Origin of the sequence: Psychrobacter sp. P11G5, from assembly GCF_001593305.1 — a bacterium.
Taxonomy (GTDB): Bacteria; Pseudomonadota; Gammaproteobacteria; order Pseudomonadales; family Moraxellaceae; genus Psychrobacter.
On the sequence record NZ_CP012533.1, the window covers coordinates 1,957,188 to 1,981,002 of the forward strand.

The window sequence follows — 23,815 nt, forward strand, 5'->3', positions numbered from 1 at the left end:
AAATATATCGAATAGTACAAGCTCATCCCGCACCTATGCAATACACTGACGGGTACTATCATCTGTGTTTTATGCACAAGCGATCATTTTATGCCAACGACTACCCCGCCAAAAGCTATGCCACCTATTGATACTCGCTATACGCGCATTATCGCGATTGCCGTTCCAGTATTACTAGCAAACTTAGCGATGCCACTACAAAGCGTGATTGATACGGCTATCGTCGGCAATATGAATGATGCAGCAAAGCTTGCAGGTATGGGGCTAGCGATACAGCTTTTGTCCCTATTACTCGTTAGCTTTAACTTTTTGCAGTATGCGTCTTCTGGTTTATCCGCACAGGCTTTAGGGCAACTTGCTGATAATAACGACTCTATAAACTTGCAGCATAAAGCATCACCGCTCCTGTCTATTTTGCAGCGTGCGCTCTTACTAGCCGTCGTCATTGGTCTAGTGCTCCTACTAGCGAAGCCTTGGCTCATAGATTTTGGCTTGCAAGCGTTGTCAGCCAATCCTGATAGTGGTGCTGCTGCAAAGATTTATCTAGATGTGCGCTTTTGGGGTGTCATAGCTGAGCTAATGAACTTTGCCTTTATTGGCTGGTTTGCAGGGCAAGGTAAGACTCGCTATATGCTCTATCAGCAAGGTTTTATTGCCATCCTTAATATCATTCTGACGCTGTTTTTTGTCTATGGTATGCAGTTGGGAATAGCTGGCGTTGCTCTAGGGACTACTATCGCATTTTGGTCAGGGGTTGTATTAGCGTTATGGCTTAGTCGTCGGAATTTGCAATTGACTTGGATGGCCTTTTTTGAGGTTGATCCACAGCACTTTACTAAAAACAAAATGCTTAGGCTATTCTCGCTAAATAAAGATATTTTTATTCGTACGCTCATTTTAACCTTAAGTTTTGCATGGATTACTCGTCTATCCGCTCAAAGTGGCGATTTGGTTTTGGCAGCCAATGCAATTTTATTGCAAGTATTGAGCATTTCAGCCTTCGCACTTGATGGTGTGGCAGTGTCAGCTGAGACCTTAAGTGGTCAAGCAGCAGGGCGGCGAGATTGGCCGCGCTTTCGTATTATCGTAAAGCGTACAGGAGTGGTCAGCTACGGTCTCGCCTTACTATTAAGCGCGATTTGGTGGCTTGCAATGCCTACCTATCTAGATCTCATGACCAATATTGAAACGGTCTTTACCTTAACCAATGCTTATCAAGGTTATGCGATATTGCTACCACTCATTGGTGTGGGCGCTTATTGGCTCGATGGAATATTTTTTGGTCTAACCGCAGGCCATGTCATTCGTAATGCCGCCTTGATATTAGCCGTTATCTTTTTTCCGCTTAGCTGGCTGCTATATCAGCAGTGGGATATGACGGGTATTTGGCTCAGTGTTTGGTGCTTGTTATTATTACGCATGTTTATTCTCAGTGGCTTTTTATACCATGCACATAGAACAGGTAGCTATGAAAAATTACAGCCAATTTGATAGCCTACAAAAGAGGCCTAATTTGAAAGAAGCTTAGCTTGAAGGAAACATAGCTTGACAGTCATCATTTACGTGAACAAAAATTTGTAACGAAAAAGTCTTTAATAAATAGCAAAGTCAGACAATCTTAGGATATCTCGTGAACACTTACTCTGAACAACATCAAGACTCTACCTATCAGTGGGCAGAGGGCTTCAAAAAAAGCATTCCAGTTGCCATGGGCTACCTACCTGCAGGTATCGCCTTTGGCGTTCTTGCTCAGGTCGCTGGAGTACCAATATGGGCAACTATTATGTTGAGTGTCGTCTTGTACGCAGGCGCTGCACAATACGCTTGTCTACCGATGCTTAGTGCCGGTTTGCCGATTGGTAGTATGGCGACCAACATTGCAGCCATCAACCTACGTCACGTGTTCTATGGGATGCCACTGCTACAGTATTTTCCTACGCACAAAATCGCTAAAGCTTACTGCTTGTTTGCCCTTACTGATGAGACGTTTTCAGTAATGACTAGCTTACCCAATGAGATGCGGCGCGCACTCATACTACCGATAAGTTTGTTTAACCAAAGCTGGTGGGTATTGGCCTCTATTATTGGAGTAATGATAGGCAGCGCTCTTAGCGACTTGGTGCCACACTTAGACTTTGCATTGGTTTGTTTATTTGCAATTTTGGCTTACGAGCAGTTCCAAAGTATTAAACGCTACTTTCCTATCGGTATCGCTGTCATTGCTTTGGCTATCGCCTCATTATTTACTAGCAACTGGCTGTTGTTAGTAGCAATTACCATTTGTATGCTGATGATTTTGGCACGTGGTTTTTGGGTACAGCGTAAAGTAACAGGAGAGACTAATGAATAGCAGCTATTTGATTGCAGCCACTTTCGCTATGGCCGGAGTTACTTTTATTACTCGTGCTATTCCCGCCTTGATACCCAAAAAGCTTCTTGATACGCCTTGGCTGCATCGACTAAATGAGAGCCTACCGCTATCAGTCATGGTGTTATTAATTTTAACTAGCCTCTCATATCAAGACTTATCCGCTAGTACCGGGCTAAATAGCGCACAAGTACAATTATTACTGGCTCAGATTGGTGCATTAGCGCTAGTGCTCATTATGTACCATGTCAGCCGTCAGTTATTGGTAAGCATGGTCGTCGGTATCGCAGCGATTAATGCTCTACTTTGGCTATTAAATAACTTTTTAAGTTAATAGTTTTTTTAAACTAATAACTTCAAATTAGACACAATAAAAAAGGCTGGATTCATAATGAATCCAGCCTTTTGTCTTTAAATATCGTCATCTCTTAAGCTATATAGCTGCTTAAAACTCTTCCACACCCATCATATCGACAGGAGTATCAGCGACAACTTGTACGCCTTTCTTGCCTGTTTTAGCGGTTTCACTACGCTGCTCTTGCAGGTGATCAAGGTAAGCTTCATTGATTTGACCAGTGATATAGCAACCGTTAAATACGGCACAATCAAAGCCTTCCACTCGGCTATGTTTCGTATCTTTTACCGCATCGATAAGATCATCTAAGTCTTGGAAAATCAGACGATCAGCACCGATGATATTACGCACTTCTTCAACACTATGCCCTGAAGCGATAAGCTCGCTACGTACTGGCATATCAATACCATACACGTTAGGGTATTTTACCGGTGGCGCAGCACTGGCGAAAAATACCTTTTTCGCGCCTGCATCACGTGCCATTTGAATGATTTCATGACAAGTAGTACCACGCACAATAGAGTCATCAACCAATAAGACATTTTTGTCTTTAAACTCTAACGGTACTGCGCTAAGCTTTTGGCGTACCGACTTTTTACGTTGCTGCTGACCTGGCATAATAAAGGTACGACCGATGTAGCGGTTTTTCATAAACCCTTCACGGTACTTAATATTCATCTTAAGTGCCAGCTCCATCGCTGACGTACGCGAAGTATCCGGAATTGGAATCACTACATCAATATCGTGATCTTCGCCCCATTCATTAAGGATTTTCTGACCCAGTTTTTCGCCCATACGTAGGCGAGATTTGTAGACAGAGATATTGTCCATAATAGAATCTGGACGCGCAAAATAAACGTATTCAAAAATACAAGGCGTGTACTCTTGTTGCTCTACGCATTGATACGTATGCAGCTTATGATCTAAATCAATGAAGATAGCTTCGCCAGGTTTAACATCACGGATGATGCTAAAGCCACAACCTGTCAATGCGACTGACTCAGAGGCAACCATATATTCTGTGCCACCGTTGGCAGCTAAACGTTCACCAAAAATAAGTGGACGAATACCATTAGGGTCACGAAATGCTAATAAGCCATGACCCGTAATCATTGCTACTACGCCATAAGCACCTTCACAGCGAGCATAAACTGCTTTTACCGCTTCAAAAATATCATCAGGCGTTGGATGAGTTTTGCCTAAGTTTTGCATCTCGTGGGCAAGCACGTTTAACAATACTTCAGAATCAGAATCGGTATTTAAATGACGACGATCATCTTGATATAACGATTTAGCCAAGCTCTCTGCATTGGTCAAGTTACCATTGTGTGCCAAGGTAATCCCATAAGGAGAGTTTACGTAGAATGGCTGTGCCTCCGCACTGCTTGACGTGCCCGCAGTAGGATAGCGAACATGACCAATACCGAACTTACCAACCAGTCTGACCATATGGCGGTTCATAAAAACATCACGAACCATACCGTTTTCTTTACGCAAGTATAGGCGCCCATCCTGCAAAGTCACAATACCGGCGGCATCTTGACCACGATGTTGCAACATAGTTAAGGCATCATAAAGAATTTGGTTGACTGGCTCATGAGCTGCAACCCCAACGACTCCACACATAGTTATGTCCTATTTAAAACCATACATTAGTAACGCAATAACGGCAAACTTAGTGGCAGTGATATGTGCCAGTTAACCGATGACCTGATGATATTTATATACTGATAATTACTTCATTGACAGTAGAGTGCTACTATCTTTAAGATTCAATTGATATAAGAATAAAGATACCGTTTAATTTAAGAATATAGCTATTATAATGATGACACATAAGTGGCAATATTTAGATTATGCATTATCAACAATAGAAATTTATATTTTAAATATTGTGGATGCTAAATGATATTGAATGATAATTTATCAAGGTGTGTTATTAACGCTTATCTATCGAAGCTAACTAATTTTATCATAGCTAGGACTGATTTATCTGTTCCCAAGCACCGCCTAACACATCTGATGCTAGCGTTTTAGCCATCGGTGCGTAAGGAAGCAACTCAGGTGCTAATACAGAAGTTTGCCACTGCGGAAGCTGTACCAATAATGGTGCGCTGACACTAAGAACCACTAAAACCACAAGGACGTTTTTGGCAGCACCTAGTACACCGCCCGCCATTTTATCTACCACGCCCAAGCGTAAAGTTTTAAGCACCCCTGAAAATACAAACGCTACCAAATGCATAACAGCTAATACAACGATTACTACCAACAAAAAAGCCATTGCCATTTGTAGCACAGGATTTTGTACCACTCCTGATAACTGCGGGGCAATCGAACCTGCTAGTCGAGTAGCAACAATCAAGGCAATGAACCAACCTACTAAACCCACTGCCGTTTTAATCAGACCTACTTGAAAGCCGCGCCATAAGCCAATAAGAACAACAATGGCAATTACGATATCTAAACCACTCATATTTACCACCTTATTATCCTATCGAAACTACTTCAATTAACTCTCTTGCGCATCATAATAGCCGCCAATCGCTTGAATACAAGACTGTACTAAGCCTGGGCCACGATAAATAAGACCCGTATAAAGCTGTACCATATCGGCACCTGCTTTAATCTTTTTGACAGCTTTTTCACCACTATCAATACCACCAACACCTATGATAGCAACTTTACCATCCAACTGATCTGAGAACTGTTGCAAAATCTGAGTACTAATATGACTGACTGGACGACCAGATAAACCTCCTGCTTGGTCACCATCAATCAGATCCTCAACACCGACTCGGCTTAAGGTCGTATTGGTCGCAATCAAACCATCAATTTCAAAGTCTAATAGTTGCTGCGAGATATAATCAACTTGTAGCGGGTCTAAATCAGGGGCAACCTTTAGTACTAGAGGCACATAAAAACCATACTCCGTCGCCAGCTGGCTATGGCGGTTTTTGATTACATCTAACAGCTGAGTTAATGCCTCACCACTTTGCAAATCACGCAAATTCTTAGTATTCGGCGATGAGATATTAATCGTAATATAGGAAGCATGCGGATAGACACGCTCTAAACAATACACATAATCATCAGCAGCGTGTTCAACAGGCGTGCTGGCGTTTTTACCAATATTAATACCGATATTGCCTTTATACTTACAGCGTTTGACATTATCAATTAGATAATCAACACCCTGATTATTAAAGCCCATCCGGTTAATAATCGCATCTGCCTGTTTTATTCTAAATAACCGCGGCTTGTCATTGCCGACTTGTGGTTTGGGCGTCACCGTGCCCACTTCAATAAAGCCAAAGCCTAACTCAGCAAGCGCGTCAATATAATCACCATTTTTATCCAATCCTGCCGCTAACCCAACAGGGTTAGAGAACTGTAAACCCATGCACTCGGTTGGTTGCATGGATTGACCATATACCAAGCCCAAAGCACGTGCTTTATGAGCTTTAGCTAATAGAGACAAGGTCATATCATGAGCGTGTTCGGGGTCCATCTTAAACAAAAACGGGCGAAGTAAGGCGTAGGACATAATGACAATAAACCCTGCTTGGATGAAAATGATGAATGGAATAACATGAATGAAGCATTGAGCGTCATAAAACGCTGCGATTATATCAGCTTAACAGGAGTAAAACCAAAGTTTCATACCTAGTATTCTTAACAAAAACTTAATATTAGACTTAATTTGACAAGCATCAATGACAGCATTAATAATTAACAAACTTATGGTACAGGACGCTTGTCAGTAAGCGCAATCCAGCCTCTCACAATACGGTATAAATGCCAGATGAAAGTGAAGGTCATAAGTAACACACCAAACCCAGCTAATAAAAACGAACCAATAGCTATATTGCCGCTATCGGCTAACATGCTGACGCCAAAGCCACCTAATGCAAAGGTGATGATAATAGTACCAATAACAAAAAAGACAATACTGTACCAAAAAGTCTTAATCTGCCAGTCAAAATGTGTCGCTAGCCATGTGCCATCAGCATCACGGCGTTTGCCGTAATTCATTATAATCGGCACAACCCACAATAATCCTGCGGTAAAGTAACTGACCACGTAAAGCAAATAAGTTATATGGTTATAAGTAATTAATGAGCGCTGCTTTTCTTCAGTCAACAGCTGGCCTCGCCCATGCATAAGGCTGTGCGTCGCCTGTGACTCAATAAAAGATTCAGTCGTTTGCGTCCGAGTACCTGAATGCTCATCGAGATTATGATTAGGAGACTGGTTCATAATAAATATCCATAACTGACAGTAGCCATTAACTACTCAATTGTGGCAAATGCGACCGTTTTCAAGATGCAAGTCGTTAATGCCTGAGCTATGCTCATGAATGGTCTGATCTACGATGAGCGTTTGATATTGATGAATCTACAAGTAGTTTTTAACAAGAGCTTTCCAAAGTAGTTTTCAGAGTGGCTTTTAAAAGTATTAAGAAGTGACAGTCGCTTGCACTTGCATCTGCTTGGTAGCCAAATCCTGCTGCATCGATAGCTGAGTGAACTGCCACCCTTGCTGTTCAAGCTTACCAAGGGCGGCACTTACAATCGCTTGGCTAGGATGACTAAAGCTCAATTGCACTCCTTCGCCATTAGCAACCACTTGCGCATTATCGATACCAGAATTATTTAACGTAGCATTCACACGACTAGCTGGCGGCATTGCATCAGCGCCATCTTGACTATTGGCAGCATTTAATGCATTTGGATCAATGTTACCTGCCTGCGAACGTAGCCAAAAATAATCAGCGACTTGCTCTTGGTAATCAGCTTTACTGTCTTTAGCAGCTTGATGGACACTATAGCCACCGTAACCACCAATGAATAATAGTAGAAATAATAGCAAAACAGCTAATGCTAACTGATCACGAGGAGATAATGCCTGCCAGCGCGACCACAGGGCATTTTGGTAGTTACCGACGCGTTCTGATAACGCATTGGTGACTGGCTGATTATGGGTAGCACGGCTAGGTTTAGCACGGCGCTGTAATAGTTTCATTACCTGACCTTGATGGATGGTATAAAATTTGTCTATGAATTCGTAGTTAATAAATGAATAGTAACTGACTATTAAACACAATGGGTAGCAACCAAATTGGCGCATGACTATAACTGTCAAAAACTATGATCGTCAAACCCTCATAAATTTATCAGACTACAAAAATCTAAGATTGAGCTGAGCTGTCTGTGGCAGCAGGATCATTTTCGATATTAACAGTAATCTGGCCACTAAACTGCCCCTGCTCATTACTATTGACCCGCTCTAAACTAGCAGCGATACCTTGGCCAGTCAATGTGCTAGCAAACTGATCGAGACTACCACGATCTGGCGCTATCAATGTAAAGCTCAGCGCGGTTGGTTCCATAACCAACGCCTGTGCATGTAACGAGGATTGCTTAATAAGCGGTGATATCCGTGCCAATACTGCTAAATGTGAAGCTGATTCTTGGCTGTCGCTACGTAGTTTTGGCTGCATCTGCACTTGCAGCTTAGTACGACTGGTATTGAGCACTTCATCAGGGAACCAAGATTGATACTGAGCTGCGATTGCTGTCTGCGTGGCATCGGTTGCAATATTATAGCGATAGATTTGCAAGCCATCGGTCGCCATTTGCAAGACCAATGCTGACAGTGCGACCATCATAGCTACCCGCAAATAAGGTGATAGCTGGGTATCTGATGACTTAACAAAGAAATTAAGCGCGTGGCGCTCTGGAGTTTCAATTGGCATGGGAACAGTGGATAGCGGTGTCAATAATATCTGCTGTTCAGTCAATAAAGCAGCTGTTTCTGTCGCGATATTAGAGTCTAGTGTCGATTCTGTTGCTGGCTCTAAAACAGTCTTCTGCAAATCAACATGATTGTCCACCATATTATTAAATGCATCAGCTGGAGAGCTGACAGTTGTCTTAACAGTTGACTGTATCGAGCGTAGTAAACAGACTTCACTTAAATGCGGTAAGCGCTCAAACATTAACGGTAAATAACTGACCGCTAACCCTTGGCGCTGCGATTGTCGCAATAGAGCGGTATATTGATCTTGATATAAGACTACTTGCTGGCCTGCCCCTTCTTCAGGAATAGGCAACAGCAAAAAATCTGGTAGTAACGCATTGATACTTAAGCCAACCAAAGCGGCGCTCTGTTTCCATGCTTCTATATCACTCTCAGCCAATGCGTACAGATGGTATGCATGGGTATCGCTAATCTGGCGAACGGCTAACTGCTCAACTGGTGCTAGTGATGTCTCTTCAAATAAATACTGTTTGCCTGTGCTACCGAGCTGCTTAAGCTGGGCTGCATTAAGCTTGGTATCGACTTGTAATAAATGACTGGAAGGAAAATACAGACACAGTGATGTATGGCTACTTCTACTATTGCCGTAGATATCATACAGTTGCTGCCAGCCGCTAACAGATTGCCACTCTTTTGCATCAGCATGCCAAACTGCTAACGGACTATGTTGCGCTCTTATCCAAACATGTAACACCAAGCGTGTCCTTACTTATGAGACTAATTATTAAAATAAAACCAACCATTAATTAATACGGCTGCTGCGGCACAAAACGGTCTATTTCTGTTGCCATACCGGTCATGACAAATTCCATCTCAAAAACGCGCGCTTCAGCCAAAGCAAATGACTCAGGACTATCGCCAGTCAGTAAACTGGCAAGATAGGCGATGATAGACATATGGCAAACCACGACCAAAGATTCTGCTTCAATCTTTGCAATATCTGCTAACGCTACATGGGCATCATCAGATGGGGTAATATTATCTTGTATCGTAACTGGCACTGTAGGAGCGCGCGATTGCAACTCAGCTAACGTTTGCTGCGCTCGTTTATAAGGGCTCACTACAAAGTGGTCTGGCGCATAACGCCCAATAATATAATCAGCTGTTTGTGAAGCTTGCTGTTGTCCATAGTCGGTCAGTTGACGTGCACTGTCTGGACGAGTCTCATCTTCTGCTTGCCCATGACGCATCAATATAATTTTCATAATATTCCTTTAGCAAAGCTTCTTATGTGCTGTTTTATCGAACTCACTTTTTGTCTTTATTAACATCATCTTTGTTAGCAGTATCTTTTTTAGCAACTTTATTTTTAGCTGAATCATCATCAGTATTAGTAACGTTTTCAGAATCGTTTTCAGAGTCTTGTTCTTGGTCTTGGTCATCTGAATTCTTAGCAGCCGCTTGCATCTGGGCAGTAAGCGCAGCATTACTATAATCATGTGGCATTACAAATTCGACATCGCTACGGAACCCTGCTTCCATCAAATGCAATGCAACACCTAATGCCGCTTTATCTTCATATATGACAGCATAGAGTGCATGGGTAATCGGCATATATATGCCTTCTTTAGTCGCTTTTTCATGCACTTGCTGAATGGTATTGACCCCTTCAGCAGTTTGTCCAAGTTTCTTTACTGCCGCATCAATGCTCATTCCGCGTCCGAGCATATTACCGATTTGATAGTTACGGCTCAGCTCTGAGCTACAGGTGGCATATAAATCACCAACCCCTGATAAGCCTAAGAAAGTTAATGGATTAGCACCAGTCTCAACTCCGAAGCGACTCATTTCTGCTAACGCGCGCGTCAACAGCATAGCTTTAGTGTTCTCGCCTACATCGTATGCAGCAGCCATACCCATGGCGATCGCATAAATATTTTTGAGCGCACCGCCAAGCTCTACCCCATGAATGTCATCGCTGGCGAATACTCGAAAGAATGCACTATGCAACGCTGCTTGTACCGCATGACGCAGTGGCTCTGAATGACTAGCAATTACCGTAGCCGACGGCATATTTTTCATAATCTCAATAGCAAGGTTTGGCCCTGACATAACCCCAAAGTTTACTTCTGGCAACTCATCTTTGATGATGTCGCTCATCAGAGCAAAGGTATCTTTTTCCATACCTTTAGTTAGAGATACAATCGATTGCCCCGTAATAAATGGGGCGATATTTTTAAGAGTTTCACGGAAAGCTAAGCTCGGTACGGCAAGAAAGATAATATCTTTATCTTTAACCGTTGACTCTAAATCATGGCTATACTTAAGGCGATCATCCAACTTGTAACCTGGCAGATATTTTTTATTCATCTGCGATTTAGCCATGGCTTTAACCGTACGCTTATCGCGAACCCAAAGCGTCGCATCACAACCATTACGCGCCGCTAAGTTTGCCATTGCCGTACCAAAACTACCACCACCTAAGAATGCTAAGCGCAATTGAGCTGGATTATCACGTACCTGCTCCATATTCTTAGCGACATCTGCTTCAACGGAACTAGGGTTAAGCTTTCTACGTCCAAGCCCTGATTTGGTAGCACGCTCGATAATGCTTGCCAGCAGCCCACTAGATTTTTCAGCATTGATTTGGTCTGAATCTGTATCAGTGGCCTTTTTATTAGGAACTACTTTATCAATAGCCTCTTTCTTAGGCTTTTTATTAGAAGTATTGTTTTCAGTAGAGCTTGTCATATCTAGTTATCCGTGTTGACTGCTTATTTCATTTAGGCAGATTACACTGTCTGCTTAAAAAGGTATAGCGTTATGTGAGGCTTTGAGTTTGACACTTATGATTCGAAGCGTACTAATGGCTCGATATCAATAGATTTACGTGTAGGTTCATCCTTAGGACTGGTGCCAGTATAAACAAAAGCCGTCACATAATCATCTGGACCTACATCGAAATATGCTTTTACCGCTGGTTCGTTACATAGTAATCCAGTGCGCCACACCGTACTGAAACCTTGCGCTTTTAAAGCTAAAATTAGATTTTGCACAGCGGCGCCCGCACTTAACATTTGCTCAAAAGGAGGAACTTTTTTATGCGCCTGCATGTGGGTGACGACAGTAATGATAAGCGGTGCACGTAACGGCATCGTATGGGTCTTTTTTATGGTTTTTTCAGACAACTCTTCACCATCTTGCAGCGCTTTTGCTTGTGCAGCCTCAACAAGCGCACGACCTAACTCATGACGAGCATCACCTTCAGTCACTATAAAGCGCCATGGACGCAGCTTTTTGTGATCAGGAGCTGTTGCAGCGCACTCAATGGCAGCTTCGATCTGAGAACAAGTCGGCGCTGGAGCATCCAGATTACCCATACTGCGTCTTGAGTTAATCCAGCCTATCATCTCTTCGCTCGTGAGCGGGACGCTATCAGTCGCTATATTCTCAACAAGTATTTTTTTATCGTTTTTATCGTTTTTATCTTTATTGTCGTCAGGTTCCATTATTTATCCTTGCTTATTATTGTGAAATGCCAGCGCTATTTTATCGATTAAAGCTATTTTTTTATGAATGTAATATTGTTATAGAAATCATTTAAAATACTCACTCATAAATGCTATGAGTTGAGATTAAGACCAACAGTAAACAAAGACAGCCACCTTTAACGGCTGTCTTTCAAAGAATAGTAATTACGCAGCGTCAACATCTTCAACGCGATGCTCCATTCTTAGGTAATCTTCTGATTGCATTTCAAGCAAGCGTGAACGCGTACGTTCAATCTCAAACGCCAGCTTCTCCCCTTGATATAACTCAAGAATTGACTGCTCCGCGCGTACCAACAGCTTGACGCGGCGATCATAAAACTCATCTACAAGATAAATAAAACGGCGAGTAGGATCACGTAAGTCATCGTCTAATGCTGGTACTGCATTGACCAATACCGTATTAAATTGCTTAGCGATTTCAATAAAGTCCGAAGCGGAACGCGGCTCCATACATAGATGACGAAAGTCGCAGAACAAGATATCTTCGGTGCGGGCATTGATTTTGATTTCACGACCATTAATGATGATAGGCTCGTTACTGATTTTTTGATTATTAGATAAGCTGGCAAAACGGTTGGCTAACCAATGGTGATTGGCTTTGGTCATAGGCGACTCGTACAACTCCGCTTGCTGCAATACGCGCAAACGATAATCAATGCCAGAGTCAATATTCATTACAGTGGTATGACGCTCAACTTCAGCGATAGCGGGCATAAAACGATCACGATGCAAACCGTCTTTGTACAGTCCTGATGGTTCAATGTTTGAAGTCGCCACTAAAGTAACGCCGCGATTAAACAACATGGTAAACAAATCGCCTAAAATCATAGCATCAGAGACATTGGAGACAAAAAACTCATCGAAACAGATAATCACTGCTTCTGCATAAATAATATCAGCAACTTTTTCGAGTGGATCACTCTCGCCTTGTATCGCATTTAACTCGCGATGCACGCGCTGCATAAAGTGATGAAAATGCTGACGCATCTTGCGATCAATGGTCAATGAATCATAAAACATGTCCATCATCCAAGTTTTACCACGACCAACCCCGCCCCACATATACAGACCTTTTGGTGCGGCAGGCTTGGATTTTAGAAAGCTGAAAAAGCCTTTTTTCTGTTCTGCACTACTATTGAGCTGATGATAAAGCTCATCAAGGTAGCTCATGGCCTGATATTGCTGCTCATCTCGAGTAAACTCATCAGTATTGATAGCTTGCTCATAGCGTTGCAATGGGGATAATCTCATAATGCGACTCATCGTTAGACAAAATAATTAATTGTGTTTGGACTACTCTATACAGTTGACACAGCTTAATTTAAACCATATTTACTGACTAAAACTGTGCTGTTCAAGCAGCTTCTTCAATTCGGATAAGCGTCCATGGAAAAAATGTCCTGCGCCGTCCACGACACTGACAGCAAGCCCTAAGCGGTCAGCAAAAGCCTGCATATTCTCAGGGTCAATAACCTCATCAGCATTACCGTAAATCTCAAAAGTTTTATCAACTGGTAAGCTCAAATCGCTACTGTCGTTCTTTTCTACTGATGGCGCAATAAGGGCAACTTTTGAAATCTCAAAATCACTCAACCCCCAAATATGCGAGGCATCAAGCACCTGCTCAGCAACGCGCGCTGTGACATAACCGCCAAAAGAAAAACCACCAAGCCACAGTTTGCGGGCATTGGTTTGTTCTGCAATCCATTGTAGCACGGTCATTGCGTCCACTACTTCACCTTCAGCATAATCATGTTCACCAGTTGACTGCCCCACACCGCGGAAGTTAAAACGCACCACATGCATGCCATTATCGCGTGCAAAACGGTACATAGTCGTGACTACTTTATTATTCATCGTGCCGTCGAACAGCGGATTGGGATGACAAAGTAGTGCCACCGTATCAGTATTCGCATCATTCGGATTATCTTGTTGCCATAGTGCGTCAACTTCGAGCACGCCAGCAGGAGCAGGAATCAATTGCATAGACTTACTTACTAATTAAGAATGGATACGTTAATTATCCTAGATATGATTTATATTTCAAGTGATTTGCTGTGTACTGGTGGTGTTTGTCTTGTTTTTGCTCTATCACAATTAGCAATAATCTAAAATTATTAGCAATCTTATCGCGTTTTCAATTAATTCAACGGCAAAATGCAATATCACTGCAATATCGAACACAATAACCGCCTAGACACTTAAGAGTCGAATAGGTTAGATTTACGCTGTCTATGAATAAACTGATTAGATGACGAGATAGTTGCCTAACTCATATTTGATTTTTATACTTAAGTTTTAATGTTTGATTTTCATGTTTAATTTACAGGAACTAGGAATAACTTATGAATACTTTTAATAAAACCGCAACCTTAACGGCTACTTTAGCCGCAGCTCTCGCATTGAGCGCTTGTCAAAGTACGCCTTCATCTCCTGTTATCCAGCGTGCCAACTCTATTTATGAGACAACTGGCATTGCAGATACCAAAGTAAAAGCTCAAAAAAATGCGATAGACAGTGCGCAAAAAACTTGCCGAAGCAAACAAGTTATTATCGTCGACGACAAAGTCACCTATAACGGTATTTTAGATGAGCGTACTGGCCGTATGGTTGGACAAGCTGGTGCGGTTATCGGCTCAATCTTTGGTACTGGCTCACCGGACTTGTCACGTAGCGATGACTATGAGTATAAAATCAACTTTCGTTGTCAATAAGCCCATGTGATAAAACGATTGCTATTTAGCATTTAGCCAATAAGTCTGCGAGAATAATAATATATGAATCGCAGGCTTGTTGGCTTCTCTTTTTGTGCGTGCGCTTTTGGGGTAAACTACCCTCTCTAATGCCCATTACTACTTAATCATCTTTCGTCTCATATTATTGGTCTCATATCATGCGCAAACCCAATCTCTCAAACGTCAAACAAACTAAGGTCTTAGCGCCTGCAAAAGATTTAGCGACTCTAGAGGCCGAACTTGCTGAGCAGGAGAATAGTCTAGAACTAGAAGACACTGTCTTGCGTTTAAGTGACTACTTATCAGCGGTTGAGATGGTTATCAAGCAAACTTTTGATCACCGTGTATGGGTAAAAGCAGAAATTCGCAACCTGTCTAGCAAAGGTGGACATTATTACTTTGAATTGGCAGAAAAAGATGACGATGGTAAGGTCATTGCTAGCTGCCGTGGCAACCTCTGGCGCTTTAAAGCCGCGCGCGTCTTAGCGAAGTTTGAGCGCGCAACCGGTATGCCTCTTGACCGTGATCTAACGGTACTCCTCAAAGTATCGGCAGGTTTTCATGCGCAATACGGCTTTTCGCTCACCATTGAAGATATTGACCCCAGCTATACGCTGGGAGACTTGGCGCGTCAATATGCGGAGATGGTCGACCGTTTGACGGGTGAAGGACTATTACACCTGAACCAGCAGTTGCCTACCCCATTTGATATTGAGCATGTGCTGGTCATCGCCCCTGAAAAAGCTGCCGGATTGGGCGACTTCCAAGCCGATGCAGATCGCTTAGCCATTACAGGTGCTTGTCATTTTCATTATTATAATGCTACCTTTCAAGGCAATCATGCCCCGAGCGAAATCCGTCAAGCGATCGTCAGCGCCCAACAGCAATTCCAAGATACTTATGAGCGTTTGCCAGATTTGTTAGTGATTATTCGCGGTGGCGGTGCGGTAGGTGATTTGGCTTATCTCAATGATTATGAATTAGCTGCTTTAGTTGCCGAGCAGCCCGTTCCTGTGTGGGTTGGCATTGGTCATGAGCGGGATAAAGTAATTCTAGATGAGGTGGCGCATACTAGCTTTGATACGCCATCTAAAGTGATTGCAGCTATCATGGCGCATTTAGCCCAGCTAATCACTCAGACGCTGCAATACCAAGCACAAATCAAACAAGCTGCTCAACGGCAGTTGAATATGGCTGAGCAAAAAACATCACGCCAGTTAAGCCAAGTACAATCACAAACGATTGGCCAGCTAACCGCACTGCAAAAAGACAGTGATTATGCGTGGCGTAGCATTCAGCAAAGCGCACAGCGCCAAGTTAAGCAAGCAGTAAGACTAACAAGCGGTCTGCGCGCGCAGACCCAATCCTCTGCTTATCAGCAATTAGCAATCGCTTCTACTTATAGCCAAGACTATCAAAAAACTGTGATGCAAGGTGCTCAGCAACACGTCATACAAGCACAGCGTGACAGCGAACATCTACGTGACATTGTACTCTTGCATCGCCCTTCTCGTGTGCTCAAGCAAGGCTATACCATGCTTACTGATGCAAAAGACAAGCAAATACTGACCAGCAGTACGCAGCTTTATCCTGAGCAGACCATTCATATCGTCTTAAAAGACGGTAAAGCAAAAGCGCAGATTATTGATATTAAAGCTAATAACAAGATGACAGAATCTGCTGAGACGCCCATCGAATCATAAAATAGTTTTTAATAATTATTTACTTACTCAAACCATGTTATCTACTTAGACCATTACAAGAAATCAGGAATAACTTATGACAACCCCTACTCGCCGACGCAAAAAATCCGCCCCAAAAACCTTTAAGGCGGCTTACGATATTCTAAAAACTAATGCTGCTGAACTACAGCAGCAAGATGAGCCGGATATCGATAATTTGATGACCACGGTTGAAGAGTCGATTGCTGCTTATCGCGTTTGCGAAACCCGTATCAATGCCGTACAACAAGCACTAGATGCAGCTTTTGCAGAAGAAGTAAAATCTGAGGAAATAGATAGCTAAATTATATCTACTCTGGCTCATCAACCTCAAAGACTTGGCGCAGATAGGCAAGATAGGTATCATTATTGATCATGGTCTTGCCTGGGCTGTCAGACAATTTAGCGACTGGCTGCCCATTGCACTCAACCAGTTTGAGGACGATATTTATCGGTGTGATGCCCATATCATTGGTGAGATTGGTACCAATGCCAAAGCTGGTCTTGATTTGACCCTTAAAGTATTGATGCAACTCCCAAGCATTTTCAAGATTCAAACCGTCACTAAAGGTCAAAATCTTAGTCTTAGGATCTATCTTTAACTTTTTATAATGAGCAATTGCCTTATCACCCCAGATATATGGGTCGCCGCTATCATGACGCAAACCATCAAATAGCTTGGCAAAATACAAGTCAAAGTCACGTAAGAACGCGTCCATTCCGACAACATCTGTCAGCGCAATGCCTAAATCGCCACGATACTCATGCACCCACGCTTCAAGGGCGGCTTTTTGTGAATCACGCAAACGCACATCCAATGCCTGAAACGCCTGCATAAACTCATGCGCCATGGTACCGATGGGTGTCATTCCTAGCTTTTTTGCCAAATAAACATTTGATGTACCGCTAACGATATTTGGTTCAGCTTTGTGCAAGGTCTCAACCACATGAGCTTGCCAAACTTTACTAAAGCGTCTACGAGTACCAAAATCAGCGACGATAAATGGTGGTGTATCATGACTATACTTTGCTTGTTCCTCTGCATATTGATGCAACAACGCAACTTTTGCGTCCAGTCTACGCTGTCCTTCTTCAATGACACTAGGATCTGATAAGGCATTGAAATATAGCTCATTCACTATCGCCAAGACAAAAACCTCGAAGAACATCGCCTGAATCATAGGCCCTTCGATATCGATGCATAAACGGCCTTTGCCATCGGTACTGACAGTAATAAAACGACGCTTCAGCTTAAACAATTCCAAATAATCAACGAAGTCTGAACGAATAAAGCGCAAACCACGCAAATATTCCAATTCATCTTCTAAAAATCGTAACTCACACAAGCTATCTAGTTGATGCTCTAACGACTCTTTGATGTCGGCTAACGGATAAGCCGTGTATTTATTATTGCGGCAGCGAAAGCGATAAACGCCATGCGTCTGCGGAAACTGATGCAACATGGCTTGTAACATCGTAAATTTATACAAATCGTTATCGAGTAACGAGGTAATAATAGGTGCATAGGTAACGGTCATGCTATGGCCTTAAAAACGCAAAAATAAGAAATAAACGTCACCAATATGTAAAGCGACATAATATAAGGGCGATAAGCTTACAACGCCTACTAAGCGTGAGTTATCAGTAAAAAGTTAAGTATAACGAAGTTTGTTGTTTTTTTCAGAATTCGCTCTTGATTGCAGCAAAATTACTACGCTTGCCTATGGCGGGCTTGTCCTCAATCTGCACCTTAAGCTAGACCTCTTGCAAAAGTAGCACTTCATTGAGCTTTATGAACGAAGCTTCAAGGCTTAGCACTAATTTATGCAAGAGGTCTAATACATTAATATTTATAAACCAAACGGGAAGGTATCGAATATTCCTTCCCCTATCTCTTTCGTCAAAGCTTCAACCGCACGCGTTTTATCAAACCAGATATACTCATCAAACTGAGAGGGCAAAGAGGCATAAAAATAATGACTCTGTCGCTCAGTTTCAGGTCTATAAATGACGCCTATCGCTCGTTCTAATCGCTCTGGGAGTAATTCTTTACGGATGTCTTCATTAAGTGGATAACGCAATGGTAAAAGAAAATTATCAGTAGATACCTCATGAAAAACACGTTCATAACTGTCAATATGTGAGGGCTGTACTTGTTTTATCTCCATTGGCCCTCCCCATTCAGAAGCAGCGGCAACAGTACCGTAATCGGTGCCAAAACCTATATTGTAAGCTTTGTCACCATATTTTTGACGTGCCAATTGACCTATATTTAATTCTCCACGTGCGCTCATTTGAGTTGCCCGAGCATCACCAATATGCGAATTATGCGCCCAAACGACAGCCTTTGATTTGGAGCCTCTAAACTCAAGCACCGCCTGTAGTGTTTCAAACATATGTTGATCACGCTGGTTCCATGAGTTGCTCTCAGCATAATATAGAGTACGGTAATAACGTTCGGCATTGACTATCAGCTTGGCATTTTGTTCAGCGTCAAAAAATTGTTCTCTATTGGCTATAGAATATTCTAAATATTTCTTGAGTAAACCCTGTAGATTTCTGAGCACTTCTATCTCACAGCCCTCATGTTGCTTGTTTGCAATAGCCTGACTGTACAAAGCAGGGTCATCTGCCCAAGGCATCAGACAGCCATAACGCTCGCGGGCAATTTTTGCAGTCTTAGGATCTACTTGCTGTAAATAGTCCAATACCGCTTCAATAGAACTGTATAAGCTGTATAAATCCAGACCATAAAATCCTACTTTTTCTTCTGAAGATTCTGTTTTATCATTGTATGCATGAAGCCAATGGGTAAATTCAAGCATGGATTGATTGGCCCACATCCAAGTAGGAAATCTGGAAAAAGGCTTATTTTGAAGCAAAGCATCCTGTTCTCTGCCATGAATATAACGATGGATATGCGCGGCATCTGGCCAGTCAGCTTCAGCAGTGATAATAGTAAAACCTTTCTTTTCTATGAGTTCTTTAGTTATACGTGCCCGCATTTCATAAAATTCAGCCGTTCCATGTGATGCCTCGCCAAGCAACACAACACGGCTGTCTCCAATACGCTCCATGAGATTATCTAGATTGACGTCATCAATATTTGCAAAATGTTCACTTGATTGATCAATTAATTCAGGCAAAGTCCTATAATTTTTCATTACTTTACTCTCCCCAACCTGCTGCACCAATCAGAGGTACAAAACGAACGCCTCCCAAATCTTCTGTCTTATATTCATCTTTACTGATACGCCGAATACGTACAAGTTTTTGTGACTTCAAGGACTTACCAACGGGAATGACCATGCGTCCGCCAATGACTAATTGTTCTTTAAGTGTTTGCGGTACTTCAGGCCCTCCTGCTGCCACTATGATGGCATCAAAAGGTGATTTTTCAGGCCATCCAAGGGTACCATCGCCATGCTTGACCTGAACATTGATATAGCCCGTTTCTTTAAGTTTTACCTGAGCAGTATCTGCCAAAGCTTTGTGGCGCTCAATCGTATAGACAGTCTTACAGATCTCCCCAAGCACGGCTGCGGCATATCCCGACCCTGTACCGACTTCAAGTACGCGGTCATCTGACTTCAACTCAAGTGCCGCAGTCATCAATGCAACAATATAAGGCTGTGAAATGGTCTGATTTTCCTCAATAGGTAAAGGTGAATCTCTGTAAGCAGATTCGATGAGATTTGTAGGCGTAAACGCTTCACGCGGTACAGCGTTTAGCGCATTAAGTACCGTTTGATCATGAAGACCGCGTGCCACGAGTTGGTCATTTACCATTCGCTGTCTTAATTTTTTAAAATTACTCATTATGGTCTCCTTAATTTTCATTTTAGAAGATTCAGTATCACATACAGACACTCCTAAATAAAAAAGGTATAACAATGTGTAACTGAGAAAAAATTATTCGCTGGCTGTACGTCGTCCCAAAGCCTTTAAGTCGTACCAAAGATTGTCAGTTGTACCAAAGATTACATAAAAGAGCTTCTTGTGATTCAAAATTTTTAACGGTTATAAATATTTAACTCACTCTAGGCTTTAGCACTCATAAATTGCGCCACATAATCATCAGCCGGATTATGGCGTAACTCATTAGGTGTACCCGTTTGCACTAAACGCCCACCATTCAAGATACTGATACGCTGACCGACTTTTACCGCTTCATCGATATCATGGGTGATAAAGACAATAGTCTTATTCAGCCGTTCTTGTAGCTCAAGCAATTGATCTTGCAGCTGGGCACGAATGAGCGGATCAAGCGCGGAGAACGCCTCATCCATCAGCAAGATTGGATTGTCCGTTGCTAGCGCGCGTGCCAGCCCGACACGCTGCTGCATGCCACCTGACAGCTCATCAGGATAGCTGTGCTCTAAGTTTGGCAATCCAACTTCGTTAAGCCAATGTCTTGCAACTTCATGGCGTTCGCTCACACTCATCTTACGCACACGCAGACCATAAGCGACGTTTTGCATGACGGTCATATGTGGCACTAGGCCAAAATGCTGAAACACCATGCTGACCGTTTGCTGGCGATAGTGCTGCAACTCTTTGTCATCAAGCTCCAAAACATTAATCGCAGAAGGTGACTTTTCGTTTCCCACTGGATCTTTATTGATATCGGTAGTCGTTGTAGTTGACTGAATGTCAGTGTTAGGTTTTTTCATATTGGCAGGATTTTTTGTATTAGTAGGACTTTTTGCATTGATAGAGGTATCCACCCATATTTTGCCGCTGGTTGGATCGATTAAGCGGTTAATATGACGTATCAATGTTGATTTTCCAGAGCCTGACAACCCCATAATACAATGTAGTTCACCCGCTTTAATATTTAGATTAATATCATATAGCCCAACCGAATAGCCAGTTTGCTCTTTTACCTTAATGCTGTCCATACCCTCAGCCAATAATGCCAACGCCGACTGTGCTTGCGAGCTATTGGCATTATAAATCTTACTGATGTTTTCTAATTGGATATGATTCATCATTGTTCTCGCTGTTTATATTTTTTTATTTTCGTTATTGTGGTTTTCGCTGTTTGTTACGCTCACTTTTAACTGGTCATGCTCACTCTTAACATTAAGCAAACGACTAACCAATCGGGCGTTTACCTGCGTCAATGGTTTTTTGACGCGCACGCTTGCCCTGACCAAATGCTTGCGTGATACGGTCAATAATAATAGCGACAATGACGATAGCAGTACCTGCTTGTAAACCCTGACCGATATTGAGCGTTTGGATAGATTGCAATACATCTTCACCAAGACCAGGTGCACCAATCATGGAGGCAAGTACTACCATAGCAAGCGACATCATTACTGCTTGATTAATCCCTGCCATGATACTAGGCAGTGCTTGCGGTAACTTAATCCAGATGAGTAGCTGCAGATGCGTACTACCGAACGAGCGTCCCGCCTCGACCATTTCATGGTTGACTTGAGTGATACCCAAAGTCGTCAGACGAATCAGTGGCGGCAGTGCATAAATGACCGTAGCGAATAGCGCTGGCACTTTACCAATACCAAACAGCATAAGCACCGGAATGAGATAAACAAAGCTTGGCATGGTCTGCATAACATCTAGTACCGGAGTTACAACTTTTCGCAGAATTTTACTGCCTGACATCGCAATGCCAATTGGAATACCAACCACTACCGTAACTAACACCGATACGATGAGCAGCGCAAAGGTATCAATCAACGCGCCCCATAGTCCAAACGCGCCAATGAGAAATAACCCTGCTCCGCATGCTAGCGCAAACCATATCTTGCGCACACCAAACCATGCCAATACCGTCACAAGCGCAATAATCAGCCAAGGTGGCATAATGGTTAATAGACGCTCAATGGGTAACAGTAAATAGGTTAATGCCATCCTGCTAATGGTACGAAACACATCACCGTAATTTTGGACAACGTTTGCTAATGTGTTATTAAGCGGAGTCTCAAGTGACCATGAAGGGAAGCTTGATGATAAGCCAAATCGATTATCACCGGCTGCACTTTTATTAACAATACCAGTATTAGCAACAGCAGTACCTGTTAGGCTAATACCTAACTTAGCAGCAAGACTTGTGGCCGCTTCCTCAGACAACCACTGTTGCCAAACGTTGGGGTTATCACGCAAAAACGCTAATGCTTGCTCATCCCCACTACGTTTGCTTTCGCTCATCTCCAAAATAGCACCATTGAGCTCATCAGAGGTGAACTGTATGTTTTTGAAGACATCGGCCAGCTCAGGATTAGACTCAATAAATGGTGTAGATACGGCGATACCCAAAGGTGATACAGGGAATCCAGAGACACAGTCGGCTGTGCCATCAGCTCGTAGCAAATCTTGCCAACAGACGTCATTATGGGCAGGGAATTCTAATGATGCAAAGTCATACTTTGCCATCAAGCCCGTAGGCTGCCAGTAGTAGAATAATAGCGGTTTATGCTGTTCAAAAGCGGAGGCAATCTCGGCATCGAGAGCAGCACCCGTTCCAGGATGGGCGTTGTTAAAAACACTATCCAAACCAGTATTCTTAAGCAAACGAGTGTTAAAAATCTCACACGTCCAACCAGACGGACAATTCATAAAGCGTGACTTACCGGGTTCTTCGGGGTCTTTAAATAGCTCAGCATACTTAGGCAAATCTTGATAACTGCGTAGACCTGGGTTTTCTTCTAGTACATATTTAGGAACATACCAACCTTGAGTTGCGCCGCCCTTGAGCGTATCGCCAATGACCGCCACTTTATTTTGTTCAATGGCTTGTTCCATGATTGGTGAGCGTCCAACCCATTGCTCCCCAATTACTTGGATGTCGTTTTGAGACAATGCAGTTTCAAGCGCAGGACCAGCACCCGGCACCTCTTCGATCGTACAATCATAGCCATCTTCAGCGATGTACTTGAGCACTCCAGAGATGAATTGACCGCTCTCCCATGTCAGTGCGCCAAATTTGATTGGTGATTCGCAAGCTGCTGACGCCGACACCGGCAATAACAACGCGCTCATACACAGTAAACTTAACGCAATCCATTGGCGCATGTTATGTCCTATTTGTCGTTATTTTAGCTGGTCATTATTATTGAAGTTTGTTTCTAATCAGAAATATAAATTTACCACAACTACCGTCTAGTAATATTACGAAGTGTAGCGATTTATAGTATTGATGACAAATGCTTATTTATCAATCACTAACGCTAATCCTTAGACCGTTGTGCATATGGAGTCTCAAATACTACTAAGATGAATAACATCGCAAAATCGATACAGCAATCCACGATAAAACAAATACAGTGCTGCTTAAATGAATTTTGCGCAGTCTC

General features: G+C 42.6%; 22 protein-coding genes. 6 read left to right on the plus strand and 16 right to left on the minus strand.

All coding sequences use genetic code 11. The features are described from left to right. Positions 1-90: 90 nt before the first annotated feature. From AK825_RS07915 to AK825_RS07925, 3 genes are all read left to right on the plus strand, one after another. On the plus strand, positions 91-1,491 hold the full coding sequence (locus tag AK825_RS07915; protein WP_068036070.1) for an MATE family efflux transporter: 1,401 nt from the start codon (positions 91-93) through the stop codon (positions 1,489-1,491). A 217-nt stretch (positions 1,492-1,708) separates the two neighbouring features. After that, on the plus strand, positions 1,709-2,350 hold the full coding sequence (locus AK825_RS07920; protein ID WP_227514154.1) for an AzlC family ABC transporter permease: 642 nt from the start codon (positions 1,709-1,711) through the stop codon (positions 2,348-2,350). Continuing rightward, positions 2,343-2,702, plus strand: a complete 360-nt coding sequence (locus tag AK825_RS07925; RefSeq protein ID WP_068036074.1) for an AzlD domain-containing protein — start codon at positions 2,343-2,345, stop codon at positions 2,700-2,702. Before AK825_RS07920 ends, AK825_RS07925 begins: the two co-directional genes overlap by 8 nt. Before the next feature lie 111 nt (positions 2,703-2,813). On the opposite strand, the gene purF is transcribed toward AK825_RS07925, so the two are convergent. The 11 genes from purF to AK825_RS07980 form a co-directional block, all read right to left on the minus strand. Further along, positions 2,814-4,349, minus strand: coding sequence for an amidophosphoribosyltransferase (gene purF / locus AK825_RS07930; protein WP_068036077.1), 1,536 nt, complete (start codon positions 4,347-4,349; stop codon positions 2,814-2,816). Positions 4,350-4,701: 352 nt separating this feature from the next. Next, the gene (locus AK825_RS07935; RefSeq protein WP_068036079.1) at positions 4,702-5,199 is read right to left on the minus strand and encodes a CvpA family protein; all 498 of its coding nucleotides are present in this window, start codon (positions 5,197-5,199) and stop codon (positions 4,702-4,704) included. A 36-nt stretch (positions 5,200-5,235) separates the two neighbouring features. Continuing rightward, positions 5,236-6,270 carry a quinone-dependent dihydroorotate dehydrogenase gene (locus tag AK825_RS07940; protein WP_068036081.1) on the minus strand — a complete coding sequence of 345 codons (1,035 nt, stop codon included), beginning with the start codon at positions 6,268-6,270 and terminating at the stop codon, positions 5,236-5,238. A gap of 194 nt (positions 6,271-6,464) precedes the next feature. Next, positions 6,465-6,983, minus strand: coding sequence for a hypothetical protein (locus AK825_RS07945; RefSeq protein ID WP_227514038.1), 519 nt, complete (start codon positions 6,981-6,983; stop codon positions 6,465-6,467). A gap of 198 nt (positions 6,984-7,181) precedes the next feature. Continuing rightward, positions 7,182-7,748 (minus strand): type II secretion system protein GspM, encoded by a 567-nt coding sequence (gene gspM, locus AK825_RS07950; RefSeq protein WP_068036083.1) that lies wholly within the window; start codon positions 7,746-7,748, stop codon positions 7,182-7,184. 166 nt (positions 7,749-7,914) lie between these two features. Continuing rightward, complete coding sequence (gspL, locus tag AK825_RS07955) at positions 7,915-9,240, minus strand: type II secretion system protein GspL (protein ID WP_068036085.1); 1,326 nt, start codon at positions 9,238-9,240, stop codon at positions 7,915-7,917. Between the two features lie 52 nt (positions 9,241-9,292). Beyond that, positions 9,293-9,751, minus strand: a complete 459-nt coding sequence (gene sixA, locus AK825_RS07960) for a phosphohistidine phosphatase SixA (RefSeq protein ID WP_068036087.1) — start codon at positions 9,749-9,751, stop codon at positions 9,293-9,295. Between the two features lie 43 nt (positions 9,752-9,794). Continuing rightward, positions 9,795-11,237, minus strand: coding sequence for an NAD(P)H-dependent glycerol-3-phosphate dehydrogenase (locus AK825_RS07965; RefSeq protein ID WP_082787207.1), 1,443 nt, complete (start codon positions 11,235-11,237; stop codon positions 9,795-9,797). Positions 11,238-11,332: 95 nt separating this feature from the next. After that, positions 11,333-11,995, minus strand: a complete 663-nt coding sequence (locus AK825_RS07970; RefSeq protein ID WP_082787208.1) for a nitroreductase family protein — start codon at positions 11,993-11,995, stop codon at positions 11,333-11,335. A gap of 186 nt (positions 11,996-12,181) precedes the next feature. Beyond that, on the minus strand, positions 12,182-13,288 hold the full coding sequence (gene zapE, locus AK825_RS07975; RefSeq protein ID WP_068036089.1) for a cell division protein ZapE: 1,107 nt from the start codon (positions 13,286-13,288) through the stop codon (positions 12,182-12,184). A gap of 81 nt (positions 13,289-13,369) precedes the next feature. Then, positions 13,370-14,023, minus strand: a complete 654-nt coding sequence (locus tag AK825_RS07980; RefSeq protein WP_068036091.1) for an alpha/beta fold hydrolase — start codon at positions 14,021-14,023, stop codon at positions 13,370-13,372. A 359-nt stretch (positions 14,024-14,382) separates the two neighbouring features. Between AK825_RS07980 and AK825_RS07985 the strand changes: the two genes are divergently transcribed. The 3 genes from AK825_RS07985 to xseB all read left to right on the plus strand — a co-directional run bounded on the left by AK825_RS07985 (position 14,383) and on the right by xseB (position 16,797). Further along, on the plus strand, positions 14,383-14,751 hold the full coding sequence (locus AK825_RS07985; RefSeq protein WP_068036093.1) for a hypothetical protein: 369 nt from the start codon (positions 14,383-14,385) through the stop codon (positions 14,749-14,751). Positions 14,752-14,930: 179 nt separating this feature from the next. Beyond that, positions 14,931-16,475 (plus strand): exodeoxyribonuclease VII large subunit, encoded by a 1,545-nt coding sequence (gene xseA / locus AK825_RS07990; RefSeq protein WP_068036095.1) that lies wholly within the window; start codon positions 14,931-14,933, stop codon positions 16,473-16,475. A gap of 76 nt (positions 16,476-16,551) precedes the next feature. After that, on the plus strand, positions 16,552-16,797 hold the full coding sequence (xseB, locus tag AK825_RS07995) for an exodeoxyribonuclease VII small subunit (RefSeq protein WP_068036097.1): 246 nt from the start codon (positions 16,552-16,554) through the stop codon (positions 16,795-16,797). A gap of 7 nt (positions 16,798-16,804) precedes the next feature. Here xseB and pncB read toward each other — a convergent pair whose 3' ends face one another. The 5 genes from pncB to AK825_RS08020 form a co-directional block, all read right to left on the minus strand. Continuing rightward, complete coding sequence (gene pncB, locus AK825_RS08000; RefSeq protein ID WP_068036099.1) at positions 16,805-18,031, minus strand: nicotinate phosphoribosyltransferase; 1,227 nt, start codon at positions 18,029-18,031, stop codon at positions 16,805-16,807. 312 nt (positions 18,032-18,343) lie between these two features. After that, positions 18,344-19,657 (minus strand): erythromycin esterase family protein, encoded by a 1,314-nt coding sequence (locus AK825_RS08005; RefSeq protein WP_068036100.1) that lies wholly within the window; start codon positions 19,655-19,657, stop codon positions 18,344-18,346. Positions 19,658-19,661: 4 nt separating this feature from the next. Then, positions 19,662-20,312 (minus strand): protein-L-isoaspartate(D-aspartate) O-methyltransferase, encoded by a 651-nt coding sequence (locus AK825_RS14980; protein ID WP_203226465.1) that lies wholly within the window; start codon positions 20,310-20,312, stop codon positions 19,662-19,664. Between the two features lie 221 nt (positions 20,313-20,533). Continuing rightward, complete coding sequence (locus AK825_RS08015; RefSeq protein WP_068036105.1) at positions 20,534-21,484, minus strand: ATP-binding cassette domain-containing protein; 951 nt, start codon at positions 21,482-21,484, stop codon at positions 20,534-20,536. 106 nt (positions 21,485-21,590) lie between these two features. Then, positions 21,591-23,534: a glycine betaine ABC transporter substrate-binding protein gene (locus AK825_RS08020; RefSeq protein ID WP_082787209.1), complete on the minus strand. Its 1,944-nt coding sequence runs from the start codon at positions 23,532-23,534 to the stop codon at positions 21,591-21,593. Positions 23,535-23,815 lie beyond the last annotated feature (281 nt).